Raw genomic sequence first — 19633 nt, forward strand, 5'->3', positions numbered from 1 at the left:
GGTCGTCAACCTCCTTATGGGGAAGGTGAATCCTGTGACCGCGATACACGAGTGCCCCAAGGGGGCGATAGGGTTACCCTGCCCGGGCCGGGTGGACTCGTACGGGTGGGGAGTGACATGGAACAGATAACAGTGAGCAGCAGGGCGAGGGTCCCTGCGATCACGTGCGGGAGCAGCGCGACCAGTTCGCGCCTCGACCGCCATCTCTCGGTGCTGGGCGGTCCTGCCGTCCCCCAGCGGGAGACAGTCGAGGCGACCTCTTTGATGCGTGAGCTGACCGCACGTGACACACGCGAGCGCAGCCCCAGGGGTGCGCGAGTGAGGCGGCTCTCGCTGTTCGCACCACTGCGCCGACTGAGCCGTTCGCTGTTCGGCGGGCGCTGAGCCTCAGCGTTCGGAGTTCCTGCACCCGCGCTCAGGCGGGCACACCGTCCCGGAGCAGTGCTGCGATCCCGTCGTCCGTCATCCCCACGGCATGCAGCGTGCGTCCAGGTGTGTCCGCCGGGCGCGGGTGCGTCTCCTTCCCACTCACCTCCCGCCTGCCCCGCGTACGTTGCGGTCCCAAGTTGCCTCAACCGGTCCCGCACATCCAGGAGTTCAGCGCTCGCCGTGCGCGTACCGCCGCACGGCGAGCGGCACGAACACCGCGAGGAGGACCGCGCACCAGGCCAGCGACCCGGCGACGGGATGCGCCACCGGCCAGGCCGCCCCCTCCGGCACGGGAGCGTTGCCGAACAGGTCCCGCAGGGCCGTCGTCACCGCGCTGATCGGATTCCACTCGGCGACCGTCCGCAGCCAGCCCGGCAGCCCGTCGGCCGGGATGTACGCGTTCGACAGCAGCGGCAGCAGGAAGGTCGCGCCGCCGAGCTGGCCCGCGGCCTCCTCGTTGCGGGTGAGCAGACCCAGGAAGATCCCGATCCACGTGGTGGCGAACCGGAACAGCAGCAGTAGGCCGAAGGCGCCCACCGCCTCCAGAGCGCTCCCCTCCACCCGCCAGCCCACCGCGAGCCCGACGAGCAGCAGCGGCACCGTCCCGGCCGCCGTGACGACCAGGTCCGCCACCGCCTGCCCCAGCGGCACGGCCGCCCGGCTCATCGGCAGCGTGCGGAAGCGGTCCATCACGCCGCGGTGGGTGTCCCCGGCCGCCTGGAACATCCCGGTCATGATCCCGTTGGCGGCGGTCGCCACCAGCAGGCCGGGCAGCAGGAACGCGCGGTAGTCCTCGCCCGGCATGGCGAGGGCGCTGCCGAAGACGTAGCCGAAGAACAGCAGCATGCTGATCGGCATGGTCTGGGTCAGGATCAGCAGGCCCGGGTTGTTCCGCATCCGCCGCAGCTGGCGGCCCAGCATCGCGGTCCCGTCGTAGGCCAGTGTGGTCATGCCGCACGCTCCTTGTGGTCGTTGTGACCGTCGTGGTCGTCGTGGCCGTCGGTGAGTCGGAGGAACACGTCGTCGAGGGTCGGCGGGCGCAGGCTCGCGTCCAGCAACGGCACGCCCGCCGTGTCCAGTTCGCGCACCAGGCGGGGGAGCGTGAGCGTCGAGTCCCGGCTGACCGTGCCGACCGCATTGCGTTCCCGGTCGAACGACGGCTGGGTGCCGGTGAGTTGATCCAGCACGTCTGCCGCCTTCCCCATCACGTCGGCATGCGCGACGACGACCTCGACATGGGTCCCGATGAGCGACTTGAGCTGGGCCGGTGAGCCCGTGTGTGCGACCCGCCCCCGGTCCACCAGGGCGATGTCGTGGGCGAGCTGGTCGGCCTCCTCCAGGTACTGCGTGGTCAGCAGCACGGTCGTGCCGTCCGCGGTGAGGTCGCGCACGGCGGCCCAGATCAGGTTCCGGCTGGCCGGGTCGAGTCCGGTGGTCGGCTCGTCCAGGAACAGCACCTCGGGGCGGCGTATCAGGCTCGCCGCCAGGTCCAGCCGGCGCCGCATTCCGCCCGAGTACGTGGACGCGGGCCGGTCGGCGGCCTCGGTCAGCCCGAAGCGGTCCAGGAGCTCGCCGGCCCGCTCGGCGGGTCCTGGCACCCGGTGCAGCCGGGCGAACAGGCGCAGGTTCTCGCGCCCGGTCAGGTCCCCGTCGACCGACGCGTACTGCCCGGTGACGCCGATCCTGCGCCGTACGGCCGCCGCTTCCCGTACGAGGTCGTGGCCGGCGATCCGCGCGGAGCCCGCGTCGGGGCGCAGCAGCGTGGTGAGCAGTCGCACGGCCGTGGTCTTGCCCGCCCCGTTGGGGCCGAGGATTCCGCAGACGGTGCCGGTCGCCACCGCGAGATCCAGGCCGCGCAGGGCGTGGACGGCCCCGAATCGCTTCTCCAGACCTTCACTAAGTACAGCGTACGTAGTAGTCATGCACCGACCATAGCGCACTACGTACGCTGTACGTAACTAGGATGGTGGCCAGAGGTGATGATCGATGGCTGGCCGAGCGGCCGTACCCGAAGTGATCTGGGCCCGTCCCGAGCGGACGGGCCGGGGGCCGAAGCCGGCGTTCACGCGCGCGGACGTCGCGGCGGCGGCCGTGCGGATCGCCGACGCGCAGGGGCTGGACGGCGTCTCCATGCGGCACGTCGCGGCCGAACTGGGCTGCGGAACGATGTCGCTGTACAACTACGTGCCGCGCAAGGAGGACCTGTACGAGCTGATGCTGGACGCGGTGGGCGCCGAGCACCAGATGGGCGAGCCGTCGGGCGACTGGCGCGCCGACATGCTCCGCAACGCCCATGAGACCCGTGCCATCATGCGCCGTCACCCGTGGGTGCCCCGCCTGATGGCGGGGGTCTACGGCTTCAGCCCCAACACCCTGCGCTATCTGGAGCACTGCCTGGCCTGCCTCGAACCGCTCGAGCAGCCGTACAGCATCAAGATGGAGCTGGTCGCGCTGCTCAACGGCGTCGTGACGACGTACACCGCGAACGAGCTCGCCACCGCCGAGCGCACCCGCTCCATGCCCTGGTCCGAGGAGGAGGAGAACGCGGTCCGTATCGCCTACCTCGGCAGCCAGGTGGCCACCGGTGCCTATCCGCGGCTGGCGGCTGCCTTCATGGAGGACTCGGGGCCGATCGAGCTGGAGGCGGTGTTCGAGCGGGCCCTCCAGCGGGTCATGGACGCCTTCGAGCCGAGGGGGTAGAGGCCAGGTCCAGGTCTAGATCAGGGTGAACTGGCCTTCCGGGCCTTCCTCGTGGTGGTCGAAGACGGACGCCGGCCTGCGGGCCGACTCCGGCACCGGCAGCACGCCCGCCTTGCGCAGCTCCCACGCGGTGATCGGCGCCGTCACCGTCAACTCCTGCTGCCGCGGCCTCAGTTCGGCCAGCAGTGCCAGCACCGTGATCAGTTCCAGCAGCTCCGAGGTCCACGCCTGCGGCCATGTCGTCGGGCGGATCGCCTCCAGGGTGCCCGGTTCCGGCTCGGCGGTGCGGGTCGTGAACCACTGTTCCAGTACGCGTGTTCCGCCCACCTCGAAGTCCCAGGACTCCGGCGGCACCGGAGAGACGCGGCCCTCGTCGAGATGCAGGGTCTCCGCGTCGCGGTCGTAGTGCACCGAGAGGGGACGGGTGGGCAGGGGTGCGCGGACGTACGGGCGGCGGCCGCCCGGCAGCTTCGGGCGGCTGCCGTCGCGGCGCATCAGCCACAGGACGCGGTGGCCGAGTTCGACGCCGTGCGCCCACAGTCCAGGGTCCTCGGTGAGGGGGACGGTGAGGCCGGGGCGTACCGCCGTCACGGTCCAGGCCAGGAGGTCCTCCGGGGTGGGGGAGAGGCCGAGACGGGCGGACAGGTGGTCCAGCAGGCCCGGTGCGAGGTTGGGCTCCGCGCCGCCGGGGCGGCGGTACAGGGGCCGGATGCGGCCGGGGCGGTGAAGGGGGAGCAGGGAGGTGGCGAGGAGGAGGTGGCCGGGGGTGTCCGGCGACTCCGTGACGAAGATCTGGTGCTCGTCCGCCACTCGCCACAGCTCGGGCCGGGCCGCGTCGATCAGCCGGTGGTCGGGGATCAGCCACTGTTCGTCGAAGGGCGCGTGCAGCACCCGTACGGGCTCCGGGCACGGTCCCGAGGCACGGACCAGCTTGTCCGTGCTGCCGGACTGGCCCGGCAGCTGGCCGACCGCCGAACGCAGACTCCGCGAGCGGGTCGGCTGGAACAGGGCCTCCCGGTCCGGCCCCTCGGCCTTCATCAGGGCGTCCCAGCGGGCCCTGAGGGATGCGGCATCGGGACCCGTCGGCCACCCCCGGCCGAGCCGCGGCGGTGCGACGGACCACGGCATCAGGTCCGCCAGCGGCGGAGCATCGTCGCGCGTCACGCTGGGAATGGTACGACGTACCGCCGACAGGCAGTGGCAGACAGTGAGGTCAGGTGGCGTCCAGCGTCACCGTGAAGGAGAAGCGGTCGCCCCGGTAGTGGATGACCGCCGCGTCCAGCACCTGCCCGTCGGTGTCGTAGGTGACGCCCGTGTAGTGCAGGATCGGGCTGAGCAGCGGGACTTGGAGGAGACGGGAGGTCTCCGGGTCCGCCAGCCGGGCCTGAACGGTGTCCGTGATGCGGCTGATGTCCACCCCTACGACATCCCTGAGCACCTTGGTCATCGGCCAGCGGACCAGATCGTCCGGGTCGATGCGCGCGGCGAGTTCGGGACGGACGTAGTTGCGGGCGTGGTTGGTCGGCTCGCCGGTCTTCTCGTCGCCGCGCAGGCGGTGGTACGTCGCCACCTCGGCGAGATCCGGGTAGTACTCGGCGAGTTCGGCCGGCACGGGGGCCATGCCGTGGTCGAGCAGCCGGGTCGCCATGCCGGACTGCTGGGCCACGATCGCGTCGACCGAGCCGAGCAGCCGCACGGGGGCGCCCCGGCGGGCGTCCGGGTCGATGAACGTGCCGCGTCTGCGGTGGCGCGTGATCAGGCCTTCGTCCTCCAGCTCCTTCAGCGCCTGCCGCATGGTCAGCACGCTCACCCCGTAGTGCCCCGCCAACTGCTCCTCGGTGGGCAGCCGCAGCGGGTCCAGTGGTGAGCGGCCCAGTATCGAGGCACGCAGCGACTGCGACACCTGGTACCAGAGCGGCAGTTTGCGGTTCAGGACGATCGAGTCCGGGGCGAAGGAGGTCACGGGGCCATCCGTACCGGTAGGCAATCTTGAGTGCAAGGGGCGGAAACCCGGTAGGGACTCCTCAGCGCAAGGGGCGGAAGTGCCGCTCCAGGCCCTGCCACACGTCGTCGTAGCCCTGTTGCAGATGTTCCGCCCGAGCCGCGTGCGGGGTCAGGGTGACCGGCCAGCGGGTCTCGAACATGAACGCCAGCCCGTCGTCGACCTTCTGCGGCCCGAGCTCGGCGGCGCTCGCCCGGTCGAAGGTGTCCCGGTCCGGCCCGTGCGCCGACATCATGTTGTGCAGGGAGCCGCCGCCGGGCACGAAACCCCCCGGACCTGAGGTCTTCGCGTCGTAGGCGCCCTCGATGAGCCCCATGTACTCGCTCATCACGTTCCGGTGGAAGTACGGCGGCCGGAAGGTGTCCTCGCCCACCAGCCAGCGCGGTGCGAAGACGACGAAGTCGACGCCGGCCAGGCCGGGGGTGTCCGACGGCGACGTCAGGACCGTGAAGATCGACGGGTCGGGGTGGTCGTACGAGATGGTCCCGAGCACATTGAAACGGCGCAGGTCATAGACGTAGGGCACATGGTTGCCGTGCCAGGCGACGACATCGAGCGGCGAGTGGTCGTACGTGGCCGTCCAGAGGTTGCCACAGAACTTGTTCACCACCTCCACCGGGCCCTCGACGTCCTCGTAGGCGGCGACCGGCGCGCGGAAGTCCCGGGGACTGGCGAGGCCGTTGGCGCCGATGGGGCCGAGGTCGGGGAGGCGGAACGGCGACCCGTAGTTCTCGCACGCATAACCGCGGGCCGACGCATCCAGCAGCTCCACGCGGAAGCGGACCCCACGGGGGATCAGCGCCACATGTCCCGGCTCCACGTGCAGCAGCCCGAACTCCGTGCGCAGCAGCAGCCCGCCGCGTTCCGGCACGATCAGCAGCTCGCCGTCCGCGTCGCTGAAGACGCGGTCCATCGAGGAGTCGGCGTGGTACAGGTGCACGGCCATGCCGGTGCGCTGGGTCGCGTCGCCGTTGCCGCCGAGGGTCCACAGGCCGGCGAGGAAGTCGGTGCCCTCCGTGGGCTCGGGCAGGGGGTCCCAGCGCAGCCGGTTCGGGTCCGGCTCGGACTGGGTGAAGGGCGCCGTGCGAAGCCGGCCGTTGTGCGTGCGGGTGAACGCCGGGTGCGCGGCAGAGGGGCGGACGCGGTACAGCCACGAGCGGCGGTTGTGGGCCCGGGGCTCGGTGAACGCCGTACCGCTGAGCTGCTCCGCGTACAGCCCGAGGGGGGCGCGCTGGGGCGAGTTGCGGCCCTCGGGCAGTGCCCCCGGGACGGCCTCCGAGCTGTGCTCGTTGCCGAAACCGGAGAGGTAGGTGAGTCCCTCGGCGGTCTTCCGCGCTGCCCCACGCTCGAACCCGCTCGCGCGGGAGGTACCCCCATCGCTCATGATCGCTCCCTTGCGCTCCGATTCCTATGTATCACCGTAGGATTGCGTTTTCTCGGACGCAAGAGGGCCGCGGCGACCTCCTGGCGCCGCCTCTCGTCCTGCGGGCCTCCTCTCGGAGGACGAGGGGGGCGGCCGGAACCAGACTCCAGGGGGATACGAGGTGTCGTACCGGTGTTCTAGGCTCGCGGCATGTCGTGGACGCGGGCACTTCTCGCCGCGCTCGCCGTCTGTGTCCTGCTGCTGACCGGATCCGCGGGCTGCGGAACCAGTGGTACGGATGAACAGAAGAACGGCGGCGACTCGCCCGCACCCGTGGGCAAGGTCCTCAAGGACACGGACCAGGAAGGTCGCCACTACCGGGAAGTGGGCAAGAAGGACGCGCCCGACGTCGGCATCGAGGTGCAGCCGAACGCCGACGACAGCTGGCGCGTCCGGCTGACCCTCGAGGACTTCCGCCTCTCGCCCGCCGGCGCGAAGGCGAAGGCGGTGGCCGGCCGCGGGTTCGTCCGCCTGTTCGTGGACGATCGCCCCGTCGCCCGGCTGCGCACCCTCGAGTGCCGCCTCTCCGCCCGCTTCGTCCCACACGGCACCCATCACGTCACCGCGCGCCTGTACGCCGACGACGGCACGGTGTGGGCCGTGGACGGCGAGCCGGTCGAGAGCACGGCGGACATCACGGCGTCGTCGCTGTCGGCGCCGTCGGGGACCGGCGGGTCGCCGGACCCCGACGGGACTGCGAGCGGCGCGCTGAGCGCACCGGGCCCCACGTTCCGTACTGAGGGGCGAGGTTCCCCGGACCGCGGCGGAAAGGCATCATGAAGCCCGTGCCCCAAGCGACATCGCTCCGCCGAGCGCCCGTGCAGCGGCGCAGTGCCGAACGGCTGACCAGGATCCTCGACGCCTGCGCCGACCTCCTCGACGAGGTCGGCTACGACGCCCTCAGCACCCGTGCCGTCGCCCTGCGCGCTGGCGTCCCCATCGGCTCGGTCTACCGCTTCTTCGGCAACAAGCGCGCGATGGCCGACGCGCTCGCCCAGCGCAACCTGGAGCACTACACCGTTCGCGTCACCGAGCGCCTCCAGGAGGCCGGCGAGGGGGGCTGGCGGGCGGCCATGGACGCCGTACTCGACGAGTACCTGGCCATGAAGCGCACCGCACCCGGCTTCACCCTCGTCGACTTCGGCAACCAGATCCCGGTCGGCTCCCGCTACGCCGAACCCAACCACCGCGTCGCCGACCGCCTCACCGACCTCCTCTCCGGCTACCTCGACCGCGAACCGGACGAGGACCTGCGCCGTACCTTCCTCGTCGCCGTGGAAGCCGCCGACACCCTCGTCCACCTCGCCTTCCGGGTCGCTCCGGAGGGCGACGAGAAGATCATCGGGGAGACCCGGGAGCTGCTGCGGGCGTACTTGGCGCGCGTGCTGGACTGACGGCTCGCGAATTCCCGACGTCACCCCCGACGAACCCTCCCCTCCATGCGTACCGGTCGGTATGCTCGGCCGGAGTTCGAGCGTCACTGTCGCCGCCATCCTCCGGGAGGACCCGTGTCCACCATCGACTCCCGCACCGCCCTGCGCATCTGCCCCCTCTGCGAGGCCACCTGCGGCCTCACCCTCACCATCGAAAGGACCCGGGTGACCGGCGCCCGTGGTGACCGGGACGACGTGTTCAGCCGCGGGTTCATCTGCCCCAAGGGGGCCTCCTTCGGGGCCGTCGACGGCGATCCCGACCGGCTGCGCACCCCCCTGGTGCGCAAGGACGGCGAGCTGCGCGAGGCCACCTGGGAGGAGGCCTTCGACGCGGTCGCCGCCGGGATCCGGACCGTCGTCGAGCGGTACGGCGCGAACTCCGTCGGCGTCGTCCTCGGCAACCCCAACGTGCACACCATGGCCGGCGCGCTCTACCCGCCGGTGCTCCTCGCGGGCCTGGGCACCCGCGGCGTCTTCACCGCGTCCACGGTCGACCAGATGCCCAAGCACGTCTCCAGCGGCCTGCTGTACGGCGACGCCAACGCGATCCCCGTACCGGACCTCGACCACACGGACCACCTGCTGTTGCTCGGCGCCAACCCCCTGGAGTCCAACGGGAGTCTGTGCACCGCCCCCGATTTCCCCGGCAAGCTCAAGGCGCTCAAGGCCCGCGGCGGCACGCTCACGGTCGTTGATCCCCGCCGCACCCGCACCGCCAAGCTCGCCGACCGGCACATCGCGATCCGGCCCGGCACCGACGCCCTGCTGCTCGCGGCGATGGCTCACGTCCTCTTCGAGGAGGGCCTCGTGGACCTCGGTGACCTGGCCCCCCATGTGCAAGGGGTCGACGAACTCTCCGCATCCGTACAGGACTTCACCCCCGAGGCCGTGGCCGACGCCTGCGACGTGGACGCCGTCACGATCCGCACCCTCGCCCGCGAACTCGCCGCCGCCCCCACCGCCGCCGTATACGGCCGCATCGGCAGCTGCACAGTGCCCCACGGCACCCTCGCCAGCTGGCTCGTCGACGTCCTCAACATCCTCACCGGCAACCTCGACCGCCCCGGCGGCGCCCTCTTCCCGCAGGCGGCCACCGACAGGACGCCGCGCCCCGCCGGGCCCGGCCACGGCTTCGCTCTCGGGCGCTGGCGCTCCCGGGTCAGCGGTCACCCGGAGGCGAAGGGGGAGCTGCCGCTCTCCGCGCTCGCCGAGGAGATCGACACGGCCACCGAGGAGGGGGAGCCGATCCGCGCGCTCGTCGCCGTCGCCGCCAACCCGGTGCTGTCCGCCCCCGACGGCGACCGGCTCGACAAGGCCCTGGACTCGCTCGACTTCATGGTCAGCGTCGACCCGTACCTGAACGAGACCTCGCGCCACGCCCACGTCGTGCTGCCGCCGCCCCCGCCCTCCCAGAGCCCGCACCACGACTTCGCCTTCAACACCCTCGCCGTCCGCAACCAGGTCCGCTACACCCGCCCCGCCGTGCCCCTGGAGCCCGGCCGGATGGCCGAGACCGAGATCCTGGCCCGGCTGATCCTGGCCGCGACCGGCATGCACGGCGCCGACCCGGCCGCCGTAGACGCGATGGTCATCGACCAGACCCTCGGCAAGGCGGTCAAGGAGCCGCACTCCCCGGTCCACGGCCGCGACCCCCGCGAACTCGCCGCACAGCTCACCGGTGGGACCGGCCCCGAGCGGCGGCTCGACCTGATGCTGCGCCTCGGACCGTACGGCGACGGTTTCGGCGTACGACCTGACGGACTGAGCCTGGAGAAACTGCTCGCACATCCGCACGGCATCGACCTCGGGCCGCTGAGCCCGCGCCTGCCGCAGCCGCTGAAGACCCCGAGCGGCAAGGTCGAGCTGCTGCCGCAGCCGATCGCCGGCGACCTGCCCCGCCTCCGCCGGGCCCTGCACGAGCGACCCGCCGGCCTCGTCCTCGTCGGCCGCCGCCATCTGCGCTCCAACAACAGCTGGATGCACAACGTGCCCGCCCTGACCGGTGGCACCAACCGCTGCACCCTGCACATCCACCCCGAGGACGCCGAACGGCTGGGCGTACGGGACGGGGCACCCGTGCGCGTCAAGGGCGCCGGGGGAGAGGTGACCGCCCCCGCCGAGGTCACCGACGGCGTGCGCCGGGGAGTGGTGAGCCTGCCGCACGGCTGGGGTCACGACCGGCCCGGCACCCGGCTCAGCCACGCCGCCGCCGACCCCGGAGTCAACGTCAACCAGATCCTCGACGGCAGCCAGCTCGACCCCCTCTCGGGCAACGCCGTCCTCAACGGAGTGCCCGTCGAAGTCGCCGCCGTGACCGAAAAGTTCCCCGCTCTGACCTGAGCAAAGCTGTGACCAGGAGTTTTGCGCTTATTGCTCGCACGTCAACGTCTTGTTAACGCCATTTGACGCGGCCTAACGTCATCGCACCGCCGGCCCTGGTGGGAGTTCAAGGGCGAACGTTAGGTATCCACTCATGTTGACCATCCTCGGCTTCGCCATGATCGCGACCTTCCTGGTCCTGATCATGCTGAAGAAGATGTCGCCGATCGCGGCGCTCGTACTGATCCCGGCACTGTTCTGTGTGTTCGTGGGAAAGGGCGCCAAGCTCGGTGACTACGTCATCGACGGCGTCACCAGCCTCGCCCCCACCGCGGCGATGCTCATGTTCGCGATCGTCTACTTCGGTGTGATGATCGACGTCGGCCTCTTCGACCCGGTCGTGCGCGGGATTCTGAAGTTCGCCAAGGCCGACCCGATGCGGATCGTCGTCGGCACCGCCGTACTCGCCGCGATCGTCTCGCTCGACGGCGACGGCTCGACCACCTTCATGATCACGGTCTCGGCGATGTACCCGCTGTACAAGCGCCTCAAGATGAGCCTGGTCGTGATGACCGGTGTCGCCGCCATGGCCAACGGCGTGATGAACACCCTGCCGTGGGGCGGCCCCACCGCCCGCGCCGCCACCGCGCTCAAGCTGGACGCCAGCGACATCTTCGTCCCGATGATCCCGGCCCTGCTGGTCGGCCTCCTCGGCGTCTTCATCCTCTCCTACGTCCTCGGTGTGCGTGAGCGCAGGCGGCTGGGCGTGCTGACGCTGGGCGAGGTCCTGGTGGAGGAGAAGGCCGAGGAGAAGGAGACCGAGACGGTGCTCGTGGGCGCCGGCGGCTCCGGCGACGCCAAGGCACCCGCCCGCACCGGCGGCGCCGGCTCCGGCACCGACGCGGCGGACGACGACGAGGACGACGACTTCCAGGGCCTCGACCAGAACCGGGCCACCCTGCGTCCCAAGCTCCTGTGGTTCAACGCGCTGCTCACGGTCGTGCTGCTCACCGCCATGATCATGGAGTACCTGCCGATCCCGGTGCTCTTCCTGATCGGCGCCGCGCTCGCGCTCACCGTGAACTTCCCGCACATCCCCGACCAGAAGGCCCGCCTCGCCGCCCACGCGGACAACGTCCTCAACGTCTCCGGCATGGTCTTCGCCGCCGCCGTCTTCACCGGCGTCCTCCAGGGCACCGGCATGGTGGACCACATGGCCAAGTGGATGGTGGACGTCATCCCGGAGGGCATGGGCCCGCACATGGCCCTCGTCACCGGCGTCCTGAGCCTCCCGCTCACCTACTTCATGTCCAACGACGGCTTCTACTTCGGCGTCCTCCCGGTCCTCGCCGAGGCCGGCGCGGCGCACGGCGTCTCGCCGCTGGAGATGGCCCGTGCCTCGCTGGTCGGCCAGCCGCTGCACATGTCGAGCCCGCTCGTCCCGGCCGTGTACGTCCTGGTCGGCATGGCCAAGGTCGAGTTCGGCGACCACACCAGGTTCGTGGTCAAGTGGGCCGCGCTGACATCTCTGATCATCCTCGGGGCAGGGATCCTCTTCGGGATCATCTGATGGACCCCTCGACCGACTCTCCATGGAGGGAACGACCGTGAGGCCCGGTGGGAACCGCGGCTGGCTGCTCCGCCTCGTCATCGCCTTCAGCTTCGCGCAGGGGGCGGTGTCGATGGCCCGGCCCGCCGTGTCCTACCGGGCCCTCGCGCTGGGCGCGGACGAGCGGGCGATCGGCGTGATCGCGGGTGTGTACGCGCTGCTCCCGCTCTTCGCCGCGGTACCGCTGGGCCGCCGCACCGACCACGGCCGCTGCGCCCCACTGCTGCCCGTCGGCGTGGCCTTGATATCCGGCGGCTGCGCATTCAGCGGCCTCGCCAACTCCCTCTGGGCGATGGCGATCTGGAGCGGGGTGATGGGCCTCGGCCACCTCTGCTTCGTGATCGGCGCCCAGTCGCTCGTGGCCCGCCAGTCCGCCCCGCACGAACAGGACCGCAACTTCGGCCACTTCACCATCGGCGCCTCCCTCGGCCAGCTCGTCGGTCCGATGGCGGCGGGCGCGCTGATCGGCGCCCCGGACATGGCGGGCACCAGCGCACTCGCCCTGCTCGTCGCGGGTGCGGGAGCCGCGGTCGCGTTCACGTCGCTGTGGCGCATAGAGGACCGTACGACGGTCAAGTCCCGTCCGGGACAAGGCGACCGCGTCCCCGTCCAGCGCATCCTGCGCGCCGGGGGCGTACCCGCGGGCATCTTCATCAGCCTCTCCGTGCTCTCCGCGACCGACATCCTCACCGCCTACCTCCCGGTGGTCGGCGAACACCGTGGGATCGCCCCCTCCGTGATCGGCCTCCTGCTCAGCCTGCGCGCCGCGGCCACCATCGCCTGCCGCCTGGTGCTGACGCCGCTGCTGCGGCTGCTGGGCCGGGCGCTGCTCCTCACCGTCACCTGTCTGCTGGCGGCCGTGCTGTGCGCCGGCATCGCGCTGCCGGTGCCGGTGTGGGCGCTGGCCCTGATACTCGCCGCCCTCGGCTTCTGCCTCGGCGTCGGACAGCCGCTGTCCATGACGACGGTCGTCCAGGCCGCCCCCGACGGCGCCCGCTCCACCGCCCTCGCCCTGCGCCTGACCGGCAACCGTCTGGGCCAGGTCGCCGCGCCCGCCGCGGCGGGCCTGATCGCGGGAATCGGGGGGGTGGCGGCGCCGTTCGTGATGCTCGGCGCGCTGCTGCTCGTGTCCTCCGGGGTCGCGCTGCGTTCGCCGGGCGGGCCGACCGGGGGGCGGGCGCCGGACGCCGAGCCCCGCAGGGCGGCGGTCGCACTGGACCGGAAGAGGGATGTCTGACGGGAGGTAGGGCGCTGCTCCCACCATCCGCGGCGCGGACGTGAAAAAGAGTCAGATCAACCGGGATTTGTATGAAAATGTTCTGACTCAGAGGGGCCTGTATGTCCACCGCGCTTCTTCCGCGCCGCGCCGGCACGCGCACCGCCGTCCTCGCGGCGCTCACCGTCACCGTCGGCGCTCTGGCGGGGACGACGCCGGCCGTCGCCGTGCCGGCCGCGCCCAGTGACCCCGACACCGTCAGGATTCACAGCGTGGAGGCGTTGCGTACGACGCCACCCGGCGACACGAAGGACGAAGAGAAGGTCTGCAAGTTCTACATCGACGCCACCGGGTTCGACATCAACCAGGCCGTCAAGTGGTCCGTCGTGACGCAGCCGCTCGTGCCGGGCGGCGCGACCCGCGACGGCCTTCTCGATCTCCCGGACGGCACGGGCAGCAGCGAGATCGTGTCGCTGCCCGACGGCATCCACAAGCTCACGTGGAACTTCGTCGGCGCGGCTGGTGCGGGCAAGACCAAGGTGTTCACGGTCGATTGCCCGGCGTCGACCACGTCCTCGGCCCCCAACGGCGGTCCGCCCGCCGCCGGCGGCCTCGCCCGCGCCGACGCCTTCACCCCGGTCGCCGGTGCCGCCGCCGTGGGCCTGGCCGCCCTCGGCGGGGTGGCCTGGTTCCGGCTCGCCGCTCGTATGGCGCCGCGTGTGCGCGGCCGCCCGGAGCCCGCGCGGCCGCCCGGGCGGCCGCGACCCGTCGGCCCCCGCCGCCCCCCAGGTCCGGCCGACGCCCGCCCCCGCCCCCGCACCGCCCCCTGCCACGCTTCCGCGCCACCCGACTGGCCATCCCCTACCTGGACCTCGAGGCCCCGGGCACGGCCCTCCGGCTCGCCCGGCGCCTCCCCACGCCCCCCGGACGACCGTCCGAACCTGGTGGGCTGGTACGCAGACGGCCCGTGCGGCGAACCCGGCAGGACCGCCCGCGCCCGCTGAACGTGGCCGTCCGCTTTCTCACCGACTGGACCGGAGTGCCGGATCCCGCCCCCTCTCTTCCCCCGACCGGGCACCGTCCGTTAACTTCCGTGACGCACAATCCCGTACGACCCGCACGGGACTTTCGACCGCGGAGCACCAGCGCCCAAGTCAGCCCCCGGGGGCCCTGCCATGACACGCGCCATCTCCCTGCACGACGTGAGCAAGACCTACACGCGAGGCGTCCGCGTGGTGGACCGGCTGTCGCTGGACATCGCGCCCGGCGAGTTTCTCGTGCTGCTCGGCCCCTCCGGCTGCGGCAAGTCCACGGTGCTCAGAATGATCGCCGGCCTGGAGGAGATCACCGGGGGGCAGCTGCTGCTCGACGGCGAGTACGCCAACGACCTGCTCCCCTCCGAGCGGGACATGGCGATGGTCTTCCAGAACTTCGCTCTCTACCCGAACATGACGAGCCGCGGCAACATCGGCTTCCCGCTGCGCATCGAGGCACCCGGCGAGGACCCGAACCCGCGCGTGGACGCCACCGCCCGCATGCTGGGCATCGAGGACCTCCTGGACCGCCTGCCCGCCCAGCTCTCCGGCGGCGAACGCCAGCGCGTCGCCATGGGCCGGGCGATCGCCCGCCACCCCTCCGCCTTCCTGATGGACGAACCGCTGTCCAACCTGGACGCCAAGCTTCGCAACCACCTGCGCGCCGAAATCGCCGCCCTCACCCGGCAGCTGGGCGTCACCACGGTGTACGTCACCCACGACCAGGCCGAGGCCATGTCGCTCGGCGACCGGGTCGCCGTCCTGCGCGGCGGGGTACTCCAGCAACTGGACACCCCCCGCAGGGTGTACGCGCTGCCGCGCAACGTCTTCGTCGCCGCCTTCATCGGCACCCCGCGCATCAACCTCCTGCGCGGCCTGGTCCGCGCCCCGCTGGACGGCGCGATGACCATCAGCCTCGGCAAGCAGTACCTGCGGCTGCCCGAGCCCCTCTGCCTGGACCACCAGCTGCTCCGCGTCCAGCAGGGCCGCGAGGTCATCGTCGGCCTGCGCTCGGAGGCCGTCCGCATCGCCAAAGCGGCCGACGCCCGCCCCGGCGAGGTGGCGATCAGCGGGCTGGTCGAGCACGTGGAGTTCCAGGGCCACGAGGTCCTCGTCCACTTCAACACCGGCTCCCGCCCGGCCCTCGTACCGGACCTGGAGGCCCCACGCCCCGCCGCCCCCGCGGACCGGCGCCGCCGCCGCGAGGGCACGGTCCTGGACCGCTTCCGGGAGCGGGCGGGCGCCCTGCGCGCCGGCCCGGTGGTGGTCCTGGACGACCCGACGGATGCCGCCCCCGAACCCGCCCAGGCCGACGGCCGTCTCCCCGGCGACCTCGTCGTGCGCACCACCCCCGACATGGACCTCCGCCGGGGCATGCACGTCCCCCTCCTCGTCGACATCGCCCATCTGTTCGTCTTCGACCAGCACGGCGAACGTATTTCCCCGGCCCCGGCGCGGCTGCCCGACCTGGATGAGTGACGCCCGCCAGGTATGGGCACATGAACGTTCGGCTGACCCGGACACGGGCCATCATCACGACCGCCGCCGTCCTGCTCCACCGACGCGCAGTTCACGCGCTTCGTCGTCCGGAAGGGGCAGGAGGCCGTGGCGAGGGTGGACGACAGGGTGCGGGTCGACTTCTGATGGCGTGAGGTGCCCGGCCGATCCCATGAACGTCTGGCGCCCAAAAACTAACGCCGCTAGTTTATGTGGCGGACGACGCAGCCCCGCCCAGGAGGACGCACGATGAAGGCACACGACGGCATGTACATCGACGGTGAGTGGCGCCCCGCCACCTGCCCGGACTCGATCGAGGTCGTGAACCCGGCCGACGAACAGGTCGTCGGACGGGTCCCGGCAGGCAGCGCCGAGGACGTCGACGCCGCCGTACGGGCCGCCCGTGCCGCCCTTCCGGGCTGGGCCGCGACCGCCCCCGCCGAGCGGGCCGCGCGCCTGGCCGCCCTCCGGGACGTCCTCTCGGCCCGCAAGGACGAGATCGCCGAGACGGTCACCGCCGAACTCGGCTCGCCCCTGAAGTTCTCGCAGGCCGTCCACGCGGCCGTGCCGATCGCCGTCGCCGGTTCCTACGCCGAGCTGGCGACGACGTACGCCTTCGAGGAGAAGGTCGGCAACTCGACCGTCCTCCACGAGCCCATCGGCGTGGTCGGCGCGATCACGCCCTGGAACTACCCCCTGCACCAGATCGTCGCCAAGGTGGCCCCGGCGCTGGCCGCGGGCTGCACGGTGGTCCTGAAGCCCGCCGAGGACACCCCGCTCGTCGCCCAGCTCTTCGCCGAGGCGGTCCATGAGGCGGGTGTCCCCGCGGGCGTCTTCAACCTGGTCACCGGCCTCGGCCCGGTCGCCGGACAGGCCCTCGCCGAACATCCGGACGTCGACCTGGTCTCCTTCACCGGCTCCACGGCCGTCGGCCGACAGATCGGCGCCACGGCCGGTGCCGCCGTCAAGAAGGTCGCCCTCGAACTCGGCGGCAAGTCCGCCAACGTCATCCTGCCGAGCGCCGACCTGGCCAAGGCGGTCAACGTCGGCGTCGCCAACGTCATGTCCAACTCCGGGCAGACGTGCAGTGCCTGGACGCGGATGCTCGTACACCGGGAGCAGTACGACGAGGCCGTCGAGCTGGCCGCCGCGGCCGCCGCGAAGTACGGCGACCGCATCGGCCCGGTCGTGAACGCCAAGCAGCAGGCACGGGTGCGGAGTTACATCGAGAAGGGCGTGACGGAAGGCGCCCGGCTGGTCGCGGGTGGACCCGAATCCCCCCGCGAACAGGGGTACTTCGTCAGCCCCACCGTCTTCGCCGACGTCACCCCTGACATGACCATCGCCCAGGAGGAGATCTTCGGCCCGGTCCTGTCGATCCTCCGCTACGAGGACGAGGACGACGCCCTGCGCATCGCCAACGGCACGGTCTACGGCCTCGCGGGCGCCGTCTGGGCCGGCGACGAGGAGGAGGCGGTGGCCTTCGCGCGCCGCCTGGAGACCGGGCAGGTCGACATCAACGGTGGACGCTTCAACCCCCTTGCTCCCTTCGGCGGTTACAAGCAGTCGGGCGTCGGCCGCGAACTCGGCACGCACGGCCTCGCCGAGTACCTCCAGACCAAGTCCCTGCAGTTCTGAGGAGCGTTCACGTGGTTCGTGCCGCCGTACTCCCCGCCGTCGGCGCTCCTCTGGAGATCGCCGAGATCGACCTCCCGGACCCCGGCCCCGGCCAGGTCCGCGTCCGGCTCGCCGCCGCCGGGGTCTGCCACTCCGACCTGTCCCTGTCCAACGGCACCATGCGCGTCCCTGTCCCCGCCGTCCTCGGCCACGAGGGCGCCGGCACGGTCGTCGCCGTCGGCGAAGGGGTCACGCACATCCGTTCCGGCGACGCCGTGGTCCTCAACTGGGCGCCGTCCTGCGGAAGTTGCCACGCCTGCTCACTCGGCGAGGTCTGGCTGTGCGCCAATGCGCTGAACGGCGCCGCCGATGTGTACGCGCGTCGTACGTCCGACGGCGGCGACCTCCACCCCGGTCTGAACGTCGCCGCGTTCGCCGAGGAGACGGTCGTCTCGGCGGCCTGCGTCCTCCCGGTCCCGGACGGCGTCCCCCTGGCCGACGCCGCCCTCCTCGGCTGCGCGGTCCTCACCGGCTACGGCGCCGTCCACCACTCGGCACAGGTCCGCCCGGGCGAGACGGTCGCGGTGTACGGCGTCGGGGGAGTGGGCCTCGCCGCCCTCCAGGCGGCCCGGATCGCGGGCGCGTCCAGGATCGTCGCGGTCGACGTCTCCCCGGAGAAGGAGGAGCTGGCGCGAGGCGCGGGCGCCACCGACTACGTCGTGGCCTCCGACACCACCGCACGCGAGATCCGCGCCCTCACCGACAAGCAGGGCGTCGACGTGGCCGTCGAGTGCGTGGGCCGAGCGGCGACGATCCGCACGGCCTGGGACTCCACCCGCCGGGGCGGCCGTACGACGGTCGTCGGCATCGGCGGCAAGGACCAGCAGGTCACCTTCAACGCCCTGGAGATCTTCCACTGGGGCCGGACCCTGGCGGGCTGCGTCTACGGCAACTCCGACCCTGCCCGGGACCTGCCGGTGCTCGCCGAACACGTCCGGGCGGGCCGCCTGGACCTGGGCGCGCTGGTGACGGAACGGATCGGCCTGGAGGGCATCCCGGCGGCGTTCGAGAACATGCTGGCGGGGAAGGGCGGCAGGGCGCTCGTCGTGTTCTGAGGCCTGTGGGGCGCCCGGAGCCCTCAGGTGCTCCGGGCAACCTTCCCGCACGACCGTTGACCACATACCGTCCGGTCAGTATGTTCCCGGGAACGTCCCCACCGCACCCACCGGAGCGTGCACGCATGGACACAGCACCACCCGCTCACCCCGCCGGCACCTCGATGGCCGTCTCCGGCTACATCATCGGGCTCGCGGTGATCGCCCTGCTCTCCACCAAGGTCCTTGCGGACCGGGCTCGTTCACGCTGACGGCCCGGCCGCCTTCTGGGCCCGCGGCTCCGCAGCCGCTCCCGGAGCCGCGGGCTTCGGCGTGCGCGAGCGCGACACCGCGACTCCGGCCAGGCACAGCAGTCCGCCCGCCAGGGTGAGCAGCCCCGGCACCTCGCCGAGCGCCACCCACGACATGAGGACGACCAGGGCGGGCACGGCGTACGTGGTCGCGCCCATCCGGCTGGCGGTCGTCCGGGACAGGGCGTACGCCCACGTCGTGAAGGCCAGCGCGGTCGGGAACACGCCCAGATACGCCATGTTGAGGGTCGCCGAGACCGGCGCGTCGGCGGCCTCGTGGACGAGCTGACCGGCGAAAGGCAGACACACCACGGCCCCGACCAGACACCCGAACGTCGTCACCTGCAACACGCTCGCCCGGCCCAGGGCGGGCTTCTGCGCCACGACTCCGGCCGCGTAGCCGACCGCGGCGAGCAGACACAGCACCACGCTGAGCACCGACGACCCGCCGCCGCCCGACATCGACAGCCCGACCGTGACCGCACCCGCGAACGACACCGCCATCCCCGCGAGCAGCCGCGGCGGCATGACATCCCCCAGCAGCCGTGCACCCAGCAGGGCGATCAGGATCGGCCCGATGTTCACGACCAGGGCCGCCGTACCGGCGTCCACCTGCTGCTCGCCCCAGTTCAGGGCCACCATGTAGAAGCCGAACCACAAGACCCCGGATATCGCGATCCCCCGCCACGCCGACCGCGGCGGCAACCCCTCCCGCCGCACAAGACAGATCACCCCCAGCGCCAGCGCCCCCGCGAGCAACCGCCCGAGCGCCAAGGCCCCCGGCGAGTACGCCTCACCCGCACTGCGGATCGACACGAACGCGGAGGCCCACAGCACGACGGTGACGGTGGCGGCACCGGCGGCGAGTAGCTGGGAACGACGGGCGGGTCGATCCGCAGTGCGGGAGAGGCTCATCATGCTCCAGAGGCTAGAAGGGAAGTGGGGTCGA

18 protein-coding genes are annotated in these 19633 nt (G+C 71.8%); 12 read left to right on the forward strand and 6 right to left on the reverse strand.

Features of this window, described 5'->3' with window-relative positions; translation table 11 throughout:
• The first annotated feature begins 117 nt into the window (after positions 1-117).
• The gene (locus ACFYO2_RS36315) at positions 118-384 is read left to right on the forward strand and encodes a hypothetical protein (protein ID WP_388357968.1); all 267 of its coding nucleotides are present in this window, start codon (positions 118-120) and stop codon (positions 382-384) included.
• 213 nt (positions 385-597) lie between these two features.
• Here the strand turns inward: ACFYO2_RS36315 and ACFYO2_RS36320 are convergent, their stop codons facing one another.
• A complete protein-coding gene (locus tag ACFYO2_RS36320) occupies positions 598-1380 on the reverse strand; it encodes an ABC transporter permease (RefSeq protein ID WP_388357970.1) in 783 nt (260 codons plus the stop codon).
• Entirely contained in the window at positions 1377-2351 is a 975-nt protein-coding gene (locus ACFYO2_RS36325; protein ID WP_388357972.1) for an ATP-binding cassette domain-containing protein, read from the reverse strand. Before ACFYO2_RS36325 ends, ACFYO2_RS36320 begins: the two co-directional genes overlap by 4 nt.
• Before the next feature lie 64 nt (positions 2352-2415).
• On the opposite strand from ACFYO2_RS36325, the gene ACFYO2_RS36330 reads away from it, so the two are divergent.
• Entirely contained in the window at positions 2416-3129 is a 714-nt protein-coding gene (locus ACFYO2_RS36330; protein WP_388357975.1) for a TetR/AcrR family transcriptional regulator C-terminal domain-containing protein, read from the forward strand.
• Between the two features lie 15 nt (positions 3130-3144).
• On the opposite strand, the gene ACFYO2_RS36335 is transcribed toward ACFYO2_RS36330, so the two are convergent.
• From ACFYO2_RS36335 to hmgA, 3 genes are all read right to left on the reverse strand, one after another.
• The gene (locus ACFYO2_RS36335; protein WP_388358072.1) at positions 3145-4302 is read right to left on the reverse strand and encodes a type ISP restriction/modification enzyme; all 1158 of its coding nucleotides are present in this window, start codon (positions 4300-4302) and stop codon (positions 3145-3147) included.
• 40 nt (positions 4303-4342) lie between these two features.
• Positions 4343-5092, reverse strand: a complete 750-nt coding sequence (locus ACFYO2_RS36340; RefSeq protein ID WP_388357978.1) for a GntR family transcriptional regulator — start codon at positions 5090-5092, stop codon at positions 4343-4345.
• Positions 5093-5153: 61 nt separating this feature from the next.
• Positions 5154-6515, reverse strand: a complete 1362-nt coding sequence (gene hmgA, locus ACFYO2_RS36345; protein ID WP_388357981.1) for a homogentisate 1,2-dioxygenase — start codon at positions 6513-6515, stop codon at positions 5154-5156.
• 189 nt (positions 6516-6704) lie between these two features.
• Between hmgA and ACFYO2_RS36350 the strand changes: the two genes are divergently transcribed.
• The 10 genes from ACFYO2_RS36350 (at position 6705) to ACFYO2_RS36395 (ending at position 18645) form a co-directional block, all read left to right on the forward strand.
• Positions 6705-7334 (forward strand): hypothetical protein, encoded by a 630-nt coding sequence (locus tag ACFYO2_RS36350; protein WP_388357984.1) that lies wholly within the window; start codon positions 6705-6707, stop codon positions 7332-7334.
• The gene (locus ACFYO2_RS36355; protein ID WP_388357987.1) at positions 7331-7948 is read left to right on the forward strand and encodes a TetR family transcriptional regulator; all 618 of its coding nucleotides are present in this window, start codon (positions 7331-7333) and stop codon (positions 7946-7948) included. The genes ACFYO2_RS36350 and ACFYO2_RS36355 overlap by 4 nt, the downstream gene beginning before the upstream one ends.
• 45 nt (positions 7949-7993) lie before the next feature.
• Positions 7994-10327 (forward strand): molybdopterin oxidoreductase family protein, encoded by a 2334-nt coding sequence (locus ACFYO2_RS36360; RefSeq protein ID WP_388357990.1) that lies wholly within the window; start codon positions 7994-7996, stop codon positions 10325-10327.
• A 133-nt stretch (positions 10328-10460) separates the two neighbouring features.
• Entirely contained in the window at positions 10461-11876 is a 1416-nt protein-coding gene (locus tag ACFYO2_RS36365; protein ID WP_388357993.1) for a CitMHS family transporter, read from the forward strand.
• Positions 11877-11913: 37 nt separating this feature from the next.
• Entirely contained in the window at positions 11914-13152 is a 1239-nt protein-coding gene (locus tag ACFYO2_RS36370) for an MFS transporter (RefSeq protein WP_388357995.1), read from the forward strand.
• Positions 13153-13253: 101 nt separating this feature from the next.
• The gene (locus ACFYO2_RS36375) at positions 13254-14135 is read left to right on the forward strand and encodes a hypothetical protein (RefSeq protein WP_388357998.1); all 882 of its coding nucleotides are present in this window, start codon (positions 13254-13256) and stop codon (positions 14133-14135) included.
• A 171-nt stretch (positions 14136-14306) separates the two neighbouring features.
• The gene (locus ACFYO2_RS36380; RefSeq protein WP_388358001.1) at positions 14307-15644 is read left to right on the forward strand and encodes an ABC transporter ATP-binding protein; all 1338 of its coding nucleotides are present in this window, start codon (positions 14307-14309) and stop codon (positions 15642-15644) included.
• A gap of 267 nt (positions 15645-15911) precedes the next feature.
• The gene (locus tag ACFYO2_RS36385; RefSeq protein WP_388358004.1) at positions 15912-17300 is read left to right on the forward strand and encodes an aldehyde dehydrogenase family protein; all 1389 of its coding nucleotides are present in this window, start codon (positions 15912-15914) and stop codon (positions 17298-17300) included.
• A gap of 11 nt (positions 17301-17311) precedes the next feature.
• Positions 17312-18394, forward strand: a complete 1083-nt coding sequence (locus ACFYO2_RS36390) for a Zn-dependent alcohol dehydrogenase (protein ID WP_388358007.1) — start codon at positions 17312-17314, stop codon at positions 18392-18394.
• A gap of 125 nt (positions 18395-18519) precedes the next feature.
• Positions 18520-18645, forward strand: coding sequence for a hypothetical protein (locus ACFYO2_RS36395; protein WP_388358010.1), 126 nt, complete (start codon positions 18520-18522; stop codon positions 18643-18645).
• Here the strand turns inward: ACFYO2_RS36395 and ACFYO2_RS36400 are convergent.
• On the reverse strand, positions 18637-19602 hold the full coding sequence (locus ACFYO2_RS36400; protein ID WP_388358012.1) for a DMT family transporter: 966 nt from the start codon (positions 19600-19602) through the stop codon (positions 18637-18639). The two genes, ACFYO2_RS36395 and ACFYO2_RS36400, sit on opposite strands and share 9 nt — an antisense overlap.
• Between the last annotated feature and the right edge of the window lie 31 nt (positions 19603-19633).

The sequence above is a fragment of the Streptomyces sp. NPDC006602 genome (genome assembly GCF_042870385.1).
GTDB lineage: Bacteria > Actinomycetota > Actinomycetes > Streptomycetales > Streptomycetaceae > Streptomyces.